This window comes from Salegentibacter sp. 24, from assembly GCF_004362395.1.
In the GTDB taxonomy this organism is placed as follows: domain Bacteria; phylum Bacteroidota; class Bacteroidia; order Flavobacteriales; family Flavobacteriaceae; genus Salegentibacter.
On the sequence record NZ_SNWE01000011.1, the window covers coordinates 129,960 to 142,725 of the forward strand.

General features: G+C 35.1%; 15 protein-coding genes and 1 pseudogene. 7 read left to right on the forward strand and 9 right to left on the reverse strand.

The features are described 5' to 3' along the window. Nucleotides 1–167: 167 nt before the first annotated feature. Nucleotides 168–1,184 (forward strand): annotated as a pseudogene (locus DET49_RS09750) (porin). A gap of 29 nt (nt 1,185–1,213) precedes the next feature. Here DET49_RS09750 and DET49_RS09755 read toward each other — a convergent pair. The 4 genes from DET49_RS09755 to DET49_RS18470 all read right to left on the reverse strand — a co-directional run bounded on the left by DET49_RS09755 (nt 1,214) and on the right by DET49_RS18470 (nt 4,470). Continuing rightward, a complete protein-coding gene (locus DET49_RS09755) occupies nt 1,214–1,672 on the reverse strand; it encodes a nuclear transport factor 2 family protein (RefSeq protein WP_133547915.1) in 459 nt (152 codons plus the stop codon). Between the two features lie 71 nt (nt 1,673–1,743). Further along, nucleotides 1,744–3,756 (reverse strand): heavy metal translocating P-type ATPase, encoded by a 2,013-nt coding sequence (locus tag DET49_RS09760; protein WP_133547916.1) that lies wholly within the window; start codon nt 3,754–3,756, stop codon nt 1,744–1,746. Nucleotides 3,757–3,825: 69 nt separating this feature from the next. Further along, nucleotides 3,826–4,233 (reverse strand): Fur family transcriptional regulator, encoded by a 408-nt coding sequence (locus tag DET49_RS09765; protein WP_133547917.1) that lies wholly within the window; start codon nt 4,231–4,233, stop codon nt 3,826–3,828. Between the two features lie 15 nt (nt 4,234–4,248). Further along, nucleotides 4,249–4,470, reverse strand: a complete 222-nt coding sequence (locus DET49_RS18470) for a hypothetical protein (protein ID WP_166636566.1) — start codon at nt 4,468–4,470, stop codon at nt 4,249–4,251. 149 nt (nt 4,471–4,619) lie between these two features. On the opposite strand from DET49_RS18470, the gene DET49_RS09770 reads away from it, so the two are divergent. Beyond that, nucleotides 4,620–5,102: a DUF423 domain-containing protein gene (locus tag DET49_RS09770; protein ID WP_133547918.1), complete on the forward strand. Its 483-nt coding sequence runs from the start codon at nt 4,620–4,622 to the stop codon at nt 5,100–5,102. A 100-nt stretch (nt 5,103–5,202) separates the two neighbouring features. Next, nucleotides 5,203–5,334 (forward strand): hypothetical protein, encoded by a 132-nt coding sequence (locus DET49_RS18825; RefSeq protein WP_262707982.1) that lies wholly within the window; start codon nt 5,203–5,205, stop codon nt 5,332–5,334. Here DET49_RS18825 and DET49_RS09775 read toward each other — a convergent pair. Then, complete coding sequence (locus tag DET49_RS09775) at nt 5,310–6,710, reverse strand: phage tail sheath family protein (RefSeq protein ID WP_133547919.1); 1,401 nt, start codon at nt 6,708–6,710, stop codon at nt 5,310–5,312. The two genes, DET49_RS18825 and DET49_RS09775, sit on opposite strands and share 25 nt — an antisense overlap. Nucleotides 6,711–7,795: 1,085 nt before the next feature. Between DET49_RS09775 and DET49_RS09780 the strand changes: the two genes are divergently transcribed. The 4 genes from DET49_RS09780 (at nt 7,796) to DET49_RS09795 (ending at nt 9,111) form a co-directional block, all read left to right on the forward strand. Then, nucleotides 7,796–8,188: a hypothetical protein gene (locus DET49_RS09780; protein ID WP_133547920.1), complete on the forward strand. Its 393-nt coding sequence runs from the start codon at nt 7,796–7,798 to the stop codon at nt 8,186–8,188. Further along, entirely contained in the window at nt 8,185–8,382 is a 198-nt protein-coding gene (locus DET49_RS09785) for a helix-turn-helix transcriptional regulator (RefSeq protein ID WP_133547921.1), read from the forward strand. The genes DET49_RS09780 and DET49_RS09785 overlap by 4 nt, the downstream gene beginning before the upstream one ends. A gap of 75 nt (nt 8,383–8,457) precedes the next feature. Further along, a complete protein-coding gene (locus tag DET49_RS09790) occupies nt 8,458–8,673 on the forward strand; it encodes a hypothetical protein (RefSeq protein WP_208109634.1) in 216 nt (71 codons plus the stop codon). Nucleotides 8,674–8,877: 204 nt separating this feature from the next. Then, entirely contained in the window at nt 8,878–9,111 is a 234-nt protein-coding gene (locus DET49_RS09795) for a hypothetical protein (protein ID WP_133547922.1), read from the forward strand. A gap of 390 nt (nt 9,112–9,501) precedes the next feature. Here DET49_RS09795 and DET49_RS18890 read toward each other — a convergent pair whose 3' ends face one another. From DET49_RS18890 to DET49_RS09820, 4 genes are all read right to left on the reverse strand, one after another. Beyond that, nucleotides 9,502–9,864, reverse strand: coding sequence for a phage integrase SAM-like domain-containing protein (locus DET49_RS18890; RefSeq protein ID WP_317130312.1), 363 nt, complete (start codon nt 9,862–9,864; stop codon nt 9,502–9,504). A gap of 263 nt (nt 9,865–10,127) precedes the next feature. Further along, nucleotides 10,128–11,078 carry a hypothetical protein gene (locus DET49_RS09810; protein WP_133547923.1) on the reverse strand — a complete coding sequence of 317 codons (951 nt, stop codon included), beginning with the start codon at nt 11,076–11,078 and terminating at the stop codon, nt 10,128–10,130. 148 nt (nt 11,079–11,226) lie between these two features. Continuing rightward, on the reverse strand, nt 11,227–12,141 hold the full coding sequence (locus DET49_RS09815; RefSeq protein WP_133547924.1) for a DUF5655 domain-containing protein: 915 nt from the start codon (nt 12,139–12,141) through the stop codon (nt 11,227–11,229). Next, the gene (locus DET49_RS09820; protein ID WP_133547925.1) at nt 12,138–12,617 is read right to left on the reverse strand and encodes a hypothetical protein; all 480 of its coding nucleotides are present in this window, start codon (nt 12,615–12,617) and stop codon (nt 12,138–12,140) included. The genes DET49_RS09815 and DET49_RS09820 overlap by 4 nt, the downstream gene beginning before the upstream one ends. Nucleotides 12,618–12,766 lie beyond the last annotated feature (149 nt).

Sequence of the window (12,766 nt, forward strand, 5' to 3'; positions counted from 1 at the left end):
ACATTATACTAAAATTTAAAACTATAACTATGATGAAATTTTTTTTAATATGTGGGCTTTTATTGTCGCCGTGCTTAAGCTTATCGCAACAAAACGACAGTCTGGCTGAACCGCTCATTACCTTTGAAAAGAAAAAGCTCCTAAAGAATATCAATTTCACCTTTGATATGCGTACGGAATTTCGAGCTTATGCATTTCGGGGTGGTGACCAGTATTACAATGGGATGCAGTTTCAGAACGGGTATACGGCTTTAGGAATTTCCGGGAAATTACATGAAAGGGTGAATTTCAATTTTAGAAATCGTTTTAACAAAGGAGGCGAGGTGCAAAGCCTGGACCAATTGGGTAATAATATCGAACTGGCCTATATCGATATTAAAGCAAGTCCTTCTTTGAATATTAAACTCGGAAAAATGTTTGCCTCCTACGGGGGTTATGAATACGAATTCAGTGTCATGGATATTTTAGAATACAATGATATTTATGGCAATGCCCTGGCTTTTGTTACCGGAGCCGGGATTACTTACCAAGCTCTAGAAGATCATAAATTTGGGTTGCAAGTGTTGAACTCCCGTACTATGCTTTATGAGGATCTTTACGGCGATGTAATTGCAGAAGATATCCAGGAACCTATTTAGCCGGTCGCCATTGTCACAAACTGGCGCGGAAACTTTTTTGATGGAAAAATACAAACCATTTATAGCCTAAGCTATGGAAATGAGGTGAAAAATAGGGGGACTTATTTTTTTACCCTGGGTCACAAATACCAGAACCGTAATCTGAGCCTTATGTATGACTTTCATTACAGTTATGAACAGGTTGATACCAAGGGTATAGTAACCAATATTATCAGTAACGACCGGTTGGCAGAGAATGCCAGGTATATTGAAAATTGGTTGAGGGCGGAATACCGCTTTAGTCCAAAATTTAAGGTTTTATTGACCCTTATGACAAGTAGTGCTTATGATGACATTAAAACCAATAAGTATCATTTAAGAACAAGCTATGGAATGATCCCTACCCTTTATTACAGTCCCTTCAAAAATATTGATATCCGGTTTTTCTTTGCTTATATAGGACGGTATTACGATTACTCAAATTATGCGGTAGAAAATTTAGATGTCGCTGATTATAATAAAAATGAACTAAGGCTTGGCCTTATTGCCCCCCTATTATTATTATAGGATTAGATCTGCGAAAAAATCCAGTGATGTTAAATTTTCTCCTTCTTTATGAGCGTAGAATGTAGCAGCTGTAGTTTCCAGCCCTCATCAGTGAGAATAGCGGTTGCACTTTCCAGCCAGTTCATTTCTCTTATTAGATCATCACCTAACATAAACTCAGCTGTATTATAATAAGCCACCCAGGCCATTTTCCCTTTAATATTTATTTCCACAAAATCGAAAGAATTTATTCTTTCCACTTCTGTATTTTGTTTTCTCGAACGCTTTAAATAATTTCTCATCTTTTCCATATCCCAAACTTCTCCGTTCTCCAAAAGCAAAAAATCCTGGGTACAATAGGTTTCTAAAGCCTGCAATTCCATATCAGAAAAGATATTTTGAAATGAATCCTCAATAAGATCCTTGAGCTGATCTTCACTGGTCATATTGGAATTCTGCCCTAGAGCGGTTAATCCAATGAACATAACTAAAAACTGAAATACTCTCATCACTATAAAGTTTAGAGTAAAAATAGGAACTTTAAAGGGCTTTCAGTTAAATCAACATAGCTTTTTTATCTCTAAAATACTGATTTCCTGAAATAAGTTTTCCCAGCTTTTTTATTATTTAATACGGACAAAGCTTCACCAGAAGAAAAATCCTTTCTTTGAATTCTTATAGCATTTAAAATCGCCAAGAGTGCAACTCCTACATCTGCAAATACGGCTTCCCACATCGATGCCATTCCAATAGCACCTAAAAACAGGACAATAGCTTTAATCCCAAAAGCCAATACAATATTCTGTTGTACAATTCTATGAGTTGCTTTACTTATCTTGATAGCTATGGCGATTTTTGACGGCTCATCTGTCTGAATTACCACATCAGCAGTTTCTATAGCGGCATCAGATCCCAGACCCCCCATAGCGATCCCTATATCAGCCAGGGTAATTACCGGGGCATCGTTTAAGCCATCCCCAACAAAAGCAAGGACTGCTGAATTTTTCTTAAGCTTCTCAATCTCATTGATCTTTCCTTCTGGAAGCAGTTCGCCAATAACCAAGTCCAAACCAAGTTTTCGACCAATCTTATGAACAACCCTGATCTTATCACCAGAAAGCATAACAAGATTTTGAATTCCAAGGCTCCTTAAGTTCTCTACTGCCATTTGAGCATCTGCTTTGATTTCATCTGCAATTCGAATATATCCGCAGTAATTTTCATTGATCGCTATCACCACGGTGGTTTCGGCAATTTCATCAATGGCTTTATCATAGGAAATAGAAAATTTCTCAAGCAACTTGGTGTTCCCTGCCAGGACGCTAAATCCCTCAACCTGCCCCTTCATTCCTAATCCCGCAAATTCTTCAACTTCTTTTACTTTCGCATATTCATATTGGAAATGTTGACAATAGGAGGTCACAGCTTTTGCCACTGGATGGGTAGACTGACTTTCCAAAGAAAAAACCAGTTTCAACATCAGGTTTTTATCAAAATTCTCAGCTACTACCCGTTGAACATTAAATACTCCTTTGGTAAGGGTGCCGGTCTTATCCATTACTACTGTGCTGAGCTTGCGCATCTGGTCAAGATAATTGGCTCCTTTAAAAAGAATCCCATTCCGGGAGGCCGCACCAATTCCGCCAAAATATCCCAATGGAATAGAGACCAAAAGGGCACAGGGACAGGAGATCACAAGGAATACCAGTGCCCTGTACAACCATTCTTCAAAAACATATGCATCAGCAATGAAGTAGGGTAAAACAACTAGTGCTGTAGCTAGAAAAACAACTATTGGTGTGTATTTTCGGGCAAATCGGGTAATTAAACGTTGCGTTTTAGCCTTTCTGGTGGAAGCTTCCTGGACCAGCTCCAGGATTTTAGATAGTTTGCTATCCTCGAACCGACTGGAAACCCTGATTAAACTAACACTTTCTAAATTAATCATCCCGGCCAAAACTGTTTCTCCTTCATACTTCCTTTTCGGCGCCGATTCTCCTGTAAGTGCTGCAGTGTTAAAGGTAGCTTTTTCAGAAATTAATTCGCCGTCAAGTGCCACTTTTTCACCTGGCTTAATCCTTATCATATTTCCAATTGCAACAACGGATGGATGGACCACGGCCAGAGTTTTATCTGGTTTTACCACAGTCACCTCCTCTGATTGCACCTTTAGTAAACTCTCAATTGATTTTTTAGCTTTATTGACTGCTGCGCCCTGAAACAGTTCTCCCACTGCATAAAACAGCATCACAGCCACCCCTTCAGCGTATTGTCCCAGATAGAAAGCTCCAATGGTTGCGATTCCCATTAAAAAAAACTCGTTGAACACATCGCCTTTTCCAATCTGCTTTATGGCTTTCCATAGCACAGGTGTTCCCACAGGAAGATAAGCAGCCACAAAAAGAACCAACTCAAAGGTATTACTAAACCAGGATGCTGCGATGAATTCCTTTAATACAATCCCAGTTAGCAAAAGGATTAAACTTATTATAGCCAATCCATATTCCCGGTATCTTTGAAAAAAACTTAAATTGCTTTCTTTCTCTGGTAAGGTTACTGAGGAACAGGTTTCATTTCCGCAACAATCACTCATAACTTTTTATTTAAACTTTTTTACAGTTCAAAGTTAAGCTCATTAAGTTGCAATGAGATTGCGTTTTTATTAGGAACAGTTAGCGCAAATTCCTTTTACCAGTAAATTGGTTTCTACAGGAATAAAACCTTGAGGTAGGGAAACACTAGGAATTTTAAGTTTGGGAAGACAAAAAGTATCATTACAGCTGTTACAGAAAAAATGGACATGCATATCTTCAGGAGCACATTCACATCCATCCTGGCACAATGCATATTTAGTTGCACCGGTACCGTCTTCAATACTATGAACTAATCCTTTATCCTGAAAGGTTTTGAGCGTACGATAAAGAGTAACACGATCAGCTTTTTCAAAGGTCATTTCAAGATCCTGTAAACTTACCGCTGCCTTTTGGTTTTGGAGTGCTTTTAAAACCAGTAATCGCATGGCGGTAGGCCTTACTTTATTCTGCTCTAATTTGTTTTCCAGTTTTTTCATGACATATACAACATCTTACAAAGATAAAGCCTTTTCTGAACTTAATAATGGAACTCCTCCAACTAACTTGGCGCATCTCTCCCCTAGCAGGATATATCCATCTAATCGGGCCTTCGATAAGGAAAATTGACTGAAAAAGTATTGTTTTTTAACCACAACAATCATTAACTTTTTAAGTTGAGCAAAGAAAGAATTTTTCGAAATAGCTATTTTTTTTTTTTTAACTCTTTTAAACATGATTATTGCATTTCAGTGGCGCTAAGGGCCAAGCCAGGAACTGCCTAAAAGTTTTCACAATTAATATAAAAAATAAGTGGGTAGATTAGTATATTTATTTTAATAAATGACGAGTTTCGTAGCGTTTTTAAGGATTTTAAAATGATAATATGAATGCATGGAATTTTCAAGTAAAAAATAGTCCTAAGGAGATAAGCAAAAAATTAGAATCTTCACTAGGAAACGCTAACAAATTTGTTCTTAGTTTCAATTTTGATAAAATAAATTTAGTCAAATTTAAATTACGTAAACGACTCCTACTTCCTTTTGAAATAAATACTCAGAATAACATTATTGTGAATGGAAAAATATCAAAAACACATCCCGGAAATCAGACTATTGTAGAAGTTTCCTTTACACAACACCCTTTAGCTAAATTATTAATGTACGTCCATATTGTATTAGGCTTGGGTTTTTTAGCCGTGGTAATTCTGGAATTGTACAGTAGTTCATATCTATATCTGATAACTGGAATATTATTATCAATAGGAATTTTATTAGGTATTCACTTAAAGAAGAATTATGATAGGAACGTTATAGAGTATAAAAAATTAATTTCTGAAATTTTAGATCAACAAAATTTGAACTATTAAAAACAATATCAGAAAATATTATTACGTTGCCAAGCCAGCGTCCCTGCTCTGCCAACTTATGCTAACCAAAAACCGTTGACAACAAAACTCATCAATAAATATGTTAGGATTATTACTACTATACTGGATAGGTAAATATCATTACAGATTAGCAGGAGAATATGACAAAAGCCAGTGGGGTTTCACCATTCTGGGAATAGTAGCTTATTACGCAGATTCCTGTAGTTTGTAGCAAAATTTTAAAATGATAAACTCGGCAGGCCGCACTGCTGCCATACCAATTTCCACGTTCAATTTGCCTTCCAAAATATCCTGCGCCGTCATGGTTTCGCCTAAACCTACCCTTACAAAAAATGCTTGCTCTGGCTTGGAACCCGCTAGTCCCCCAGCTCTCCAAATAGCTATAAGGTAATTTTGAATCAATGCTTTTATCCTTACCCAGGTATTAGCGGTATTAGGTTCAAACACCACAAATTCTGTCCCCTTTTTAACAGACTCCGCGACTGTGATATATAATCTGCGAACAGGAACATATCTCCACTCATTATCATTCCCTGCCAGTGTTCTGGCTCCCCATACAAGGACACCTCTTCCGGAAAAAGACCGGATCACATTGATGGACTTACCGGTTGACGCGTCCACATTAAGTCCGGCCTGCTGTTCGTTTGTCACGTTTACCGAGGGAGCAGAGACAGAATTCAGGCTGACATTCGCAGGGGCTTTCCATACACCTCTATTTGCATCTACTTTAGCATATACACCAGCAATGGCACCGGAAGCAGGTAGGTTAAGGTATTTCCTTTTTATTTCGGCTTCAAAGCTTTTATACACCAAAGGATCGTCATTCTCTACTTCTGCAAGTGTACGGCCATTGTGAAGTGGAAGGGTACCTGTTATATTATGGGTATGAGTGATAACAGAGGCCTTATCTATAAAATAATTTAGGGTAGTTAGTAATGTGGGATAGTATGCTGCTCCGTATTGGAGGTAATTCATCCCAAGTTCACCTCTGTATTGAGTGATTGCAGTTGGATTCCCATTATGAAACACATCACATATAGTGAACCTGTCCTGCAGCTTATTGCACATATTCAATGCATCTTTTACTACGGAACCGTATTCCACTTGATCATTTAGGCTAATGGCATCGGGAAATACGTAAAGGGTAGGTTCATCTACTTTTTCAGTTGCGGCAATGCCACCAATTAAGCCCTCCAGTGGTTCTGTTCTACCGACTTCAATCCTTCCCGCATCATAATCACCTACCGAAACGATGTAGCAAGGGCCTCCCCCATTATTGAAATAAAGCTCAAGACTATGAAACAGTTTGAAGATGCTGGCAATGGGATCATCAGCACTATAAGATCTGGAAATAAGTTCTCCATCAGAATACTCATCAGTTAGTGATAGTGTAAACTGCTGGAGCGGTGCTCCACCAAACTTCTCCTTATATTCCAATAGGGAGGTAATTCTGGTGGCAGAATTGAGCAAGGTAGCATCTTCGGTATAACCTATGAAGGCGGGAATGGCCGTTTTTACACTGGTTATTGGGTCGGACAAAGTAGATTTTTCCTCAATATAGACCCCGGGCCTTTTTAGTGATGACATAACTTATAATTTTTAAATTTTTACATAAAGAAATTTACAAGAGGGTGGAATGAAATTTCTAAGGTATCTGGTAGGAATTTTAAATTTAGGAAAAAAAATAAATAAAATCTAATCTAATCTAAATTTAACTAACTGCTTATTAGTTATTTAAGAAAATGAAAATAGAAATATGCCTATTAAAATTAAGTTCAGCCGTTTCAATGTTTCAGAATACCGTTTATTTAGAAGGCTTTTCAGATTTACGAAAATTCAACTACCAAGTTAGCCTTTAGCAGACTCCCGTGCACGAAATCTTTTACGCAGCACTGGATCTCCTCAGCAAAGCACTTCTAGAAGGCCACAGTCCCAGCGAATAGGTAACAGGCCTAATTTGAGACAAATGATTGCTGCTATTAATCCACCAAATTGGTGGGTAGGCATTCAGTTCAAGGGAACTAATAATAGTCGCTAACAACTACGTTGGTTCTCCTTTAGATGGACCGCTCACTGGCACGTAGTGTGGACTGTAATCCTTAGGACAAGAGAAGAAAAAAGGTTCTGAACAAATACCTTTGTCGGATGCGGGGGCATCTGTTTTTTCGATAAATAATCAGGAAAAAACCATCTGATCAATGGAAGATAATGACGCTGGTCCTTCTCTTCAGTAACTAATCATGGAAATTGAGAACTTCAAATCCCAGCAGAAAGAAACAAGTTTTTAAAGTAATGATTATAACAATAGTAATGATGAAGCGGCTGTATCTGATTCCGGGGGGACCCCTGAACTTGATAATTAATTATCTCTTGTTTTAATTTGATTTCATCAGGCTAGTTAATCTATTTAGTTTCATTTTTCTATCCTTCTCTTTAAATACTTTTCCTCATTCATTAACGGAAAGATCAAAGATTTGATTTAGAACCTAAAGGAGATTATGGTTGGAAATTCAGCTAGATTAGCATTGAAATATCCAGTCCTAATAAATCAAGGAAATTAATCAGTTTCTATCTTTCCTTCAATTTTTATGTAAATAACACTTTACATAAAAAATATTTGATTACTTTTGTAAAGTACACTTTACTTAAAGTGAACTTATAATTACATTATCATGAAAAAAGAACGAAAAAAGAACCTTTACAATCTTGCCATTTGGACTTGGAGTTGGGTGGCTACCCAGGCAATTGCCTCTTTTGGGCCCAATTACATTTGGGACGATCACAGTGTTTTAACTGCATTGGCAGTATCAGTAAATTTTGTTCACGGGATTTTAATGATTTTCGCCAACCGAAGAATGTTTAATAATTTTGATGAGCTGGAGCGCAAGATCCATTTAGAATCTTTGGCGTTAACATTAGGATTAGCGGTTGTTATTGGACTTTCTTATTCTCTACTTGACACTACCAATTTAATTACATTTAATGCAGAAATAAGCAACCTGGTGATATTTATAGGTTTAATTTATTTAGTTTTAGTTACCATAAATACCAGAAGGTACGCATGAAAAACAAATTAAAAGTGCTTCGAGCCGAATATAGCTTTACACAGGAAGATTTGGCGGATATTATTGGTGTCTCAAGACAAACAATTAATGCCATAGAAAAAGAGAAATTTGACCCCAGTTTACCAACGGCATTTAGAATCTCTAACCTCTTTAAATTACCAATTGAAGCTATTTTTAATTTTGAAGAAACTTAAATGTGACATCTTATTTTTTGAATCTTACACGACCGGTAAACAGAAAATAGTATATGATAAAACAAGTAGATTTATTTGAACTCGTTATCCGAAAATGCTGACAATTATTTTGTTAACCTAGGCTATCAGTTTACTTTTGAAAAACCAAAAATGGATCTAAACATTAGCTGGCGGAATTTCCTGAATACCGATGAGTTTATTAATCCTTACAATAACGAATATTATTACGTGCAAAGTAGTTATCGCTTGCGTCCTTCACAAGTCCTGACAACTTTAAAATTTACGCTTTAAATGAACAATTTCATTAAAGAAGCCTAAAAGCGCAAAAATCAACCGCAAAAGAAAACGCCTCACAACATTGTAAAAACAAAGATGCTTGAATCAGTGGCTAATCGAAACGTTATGCTCGCTTCCTTACATGTTGGAACGTGTGGGGCAGTAGTTAAAAATAACGCATAAAGAACAAAATTAAATTCAAAATCGTAAATTTAAGTTATGGATATAAATATTCAAAATAAGAAGATCGAATTAATTCAGTGGCTATCAACGCTGAATGACGAGTCCATTATTGAAAAAATAATGAAATTGCGAGATAATGAGAAAGCTGACTGGTGGAAAGCAATCTCAAAGGAAGAAAAAGAATCAATCGAAAAAGGGATTCAAGATGCTGAAGCCGGAAAATTAAAATCTCATTCCGAAGCACAGAAGTTATATGAGAAATGGTTATAAAATTCTGTGGACTGACCACGCCCTTTCCGAATTAAAAAATACAATTCAATATTTGGAGGAAAATTGGTCTGAAAGAGAATTAGAAAATTTTTCTCAAGAACTGGATCATACCATAGAATTAATTTCAAAAAATCCAGAGCTATTTCAGGTTTCCAAAAAGAAAAATGTTAGAAGAGCTGTAGTTGCAAAATTTAACAGTTTATAATATCGGTTAAATAAAAATTCTATAGAAATATTATCCCTTTTTTCCAACCGGCAAGATCCGGATAAAATAAAAATTTAATCAGAAAGCAGCGCTAACAGAATACTTCGAACATCAAATGCCTGTCGTAATGAAGCTTTAAATTTGTTGTAATAAGAATATTTAAAATTTTGGGACAATTCAGTATTTTATTTTGTCCTGGCTTTCTTATTTAGGTATTTTTTAAAGCCTATAACGAATTCTTCATCAATATCCTCAAAGCTTATTTTTCTCTTTCCTATATAATCTTCAATATGATTTTGAGCGGCATCCCAGTTGTCGTAATTACCTTTGCTTTCATAACGCTCTTCTTTCACCTTGTCATAAAAAGTGAGAAAGAGAAGTTTTTCCTTACTTTTATCTTTTATCCCATATTTGCCCTGCGCATACTCGGCCTTTCTAATTGATAAAATTTGTTCAGCTCTTAATATGATAAAAAAAGGAAAGTAGTAAAAAACAATAGAGGCTCTAAAGCCTCTATTTAACTGGTATTTAGTGCTATTTGGTTCTATTTGTTGTCATTTGATATCAAATAAAATCACTTATTTATTTTCCGATGCAGTATTTTTTATCCCGCTAAAACACTGGCTGTTTGGAAGTATGAGGTGTAAACTAGGTACAAGCTATTTCTAACATATCGGAAAAAGTCAAAAAAATATTATCAAATACTTATTTAATAACAAAATCAATTAATTTGCATCTATTATATAATTCAATTTTTTCATTTTTAAATGGTTTAATATATTTCAATTATAGCCACTATTCCAAACTGTTTTTATTTTTTTCTAATATCAGATACATAAATAGGTTTATATTTAGTGCAGTAAACTTCAATCCCAAATTTGGTGATTAAAGCCACAATAGATGCCGCAATCATAGAAACACTAAATCCAATATTGACTAAACAAGAAACCACAGCGGATTTGATATAACCTTTACTTAAAAAAATGTGCACTCCATTATTAAACCAAGCCTTATATATCTCACTTTCTGGATTGCATAATGAATTATATACAACTCGTTTTATAGATTCAAAGACAGTCAATCCTACCTCTTTATCTTTTACCTTTTGATCAGGACTAGGAAGAGCAAGTCTTTCCGCTGAGGGAAGTTGTTTAGTTGAATAATCGTAGACTAAAAATAATAAGCTTTTTGTGGAGGAAGGAGAGGATTGTCCAATTTGGCTGAAAATCTCATCATCTGTCATAGTCTGAATTATCCTTATTGACTCTCGTTCAACTTCATCTTCGTCTAGATGTACAGATTGGGTACTTGTTAATGTTGCAAGTGCTACTTCCTCATTAAATCTATTAATGATTTCGGTGTGAAAGGCTTCTCTAGTTCTCTGAGTCTTAATTACCGTATGATTCCTTAAAACTTCTTGAATATAATTTTTTGCTTTTTCCACATCTCTCATTCTCAAATAACAAATAGCGATTAATGAGGTTGTTTCTAAATGAATTCTAGTATTTTTTCTTATTACTTTTTGATTAGACAAAAGTCCATTAAGAGCAAAATCACATTTATTTAATTCAATTGATAACTCGTAAAGCTTATTTTTAGATTGCACGAGCCGAACAAAGTGTTTTGTTGGTCTCAGTTGCTTTTGAATGTCTACAACTAAATTTTTAGCAGTTGAAAAATCTTGTTCCTGAATTGCTTGATTTAACTTGGGCTCTAAAATATGAAGTCGTTCTTTTTGTTTATCTGTCAAAGGTACATTCATTTAATTTTGGTTTTTTGTCAAAAAGCTAGTAGTATACAAATCAATTTGCTTTTACATTCAATTCCAGAATATCCTTTAAACAATCTTCATGCAATTGTATATATTGATAATTAACGGAATGAAATATGGTTTCAAGTAAAATTTATGGTTACTGGTTTTTTAAAGCTTGTTTTACCAGGCTCATAATATATTCAAGGTTTTTATCATCATTTACCACTACTTCATAATCGCCATTGCCCCAATGTCCTATTTCCGAAACATCCCGCATAAGGTTTTTGGGATCGTCAAGATTACCTTTCTTCAGATTGATCCAGATTTTTAAGCCTTTTTTTTGAACTGTAATATCAGCAATATTTGAGTTCTTCTTAAAAGCGATGTAGTCTTTGCGGTATTCGATTTCAATATCATCCGAAAGGTTAAGTATGGCAGTTTTATAGCTTTCATACAGTTCTATAATTTCATCAGTCTTCCTTCTTAAATGATCCTCCTCATTATAAACCTTAATCTGCTCAGTAACTGCCTTAAGCTTTTCGTTGTTTTCTGCCAGGGGTTTTATGCTTTCGGCAGATTTACTTTTACGAACCTCATTAATACTAATTAGGTTATTCTCATAGCGTTTCACCTCCCACAGCTCTATGGCAATATCCTTAAAATTAGTTGCAGTTTTTTGGTTTTCGGTAAAACCGGTAGAAACAAAAGCTACCCGGGTTTGGGTCCAATCCACCTCATTTCGTTTCAGATTAGCTTTTAGGGTTTCATTATATTCGATAATAAAATCCGCTTTATTCTCTAGCATAAGGCTTAGGTAAGTAAAACCCTGGTCTACAACGCTTATGTTTTTACTTCTTTTATATTCAATAATAATGAAGGCCTTAGTTTCTGGATCAAATGCCAGTGTATCTATTCGCTTGTTTTTTATACTAAATTCAGATTTCACCAGATTCAGCCCCATCAATTCAAAAAGATTGGTTTCGAAGAGGTTCTGGATCTCCCTTTCGAGTTTGAAAGGTTTTTCCTTTAAAAGATTTAATGGATTAATATTATCTCCTTGGTACAGTTTCATATATTAAAGTTTATTCCCACTTTATTTAACCAATCTTCCCAAATTTCTTCTGAAATTTGTTTGATAGTAAATTTTTCTGTTTCAGTTTGAGAATACGCTATCGAATACCCAGGACTATTTTTAAGCCAATACAGTTCATAATCATCATTAGCAAGTGAAAAAGATATATTCTCGTCAGTTCTATTTTCTTCTTTAATTGTAATATTAATAGAATACCCGGAAGTATCAATTCTATTAATAAATCTAGACGAATTAGATTCTTTAAGTATATTTAAATTCAATGTTGATTCTGATTTTATTTGATTACGATTTACCAAAATAGCTTCAAATTCTTGCGCGCTACTCTTCAATATCTTTCCGTTCACATTTTCGATTGCTTGTAATTCATCAATATTTTGCCGTATAATATCACTAAGATCTTTAAATGATTTTTCTTGGAATTCAATTTTTTGTATGGAATCAAAGTCCTTTTTCACTTTATAATTTCGCGTAGTTTTCGATGATGAATTATTTCCCGCATCCGGAATAGCTGTTTTGGCCCCTATAAAACAAGAGAATTATTCTAAATTTCAAAAATTAATTAAGCGGTTTGTTTTTTCATTAAAATCAGGTGTTGATCCCGAAC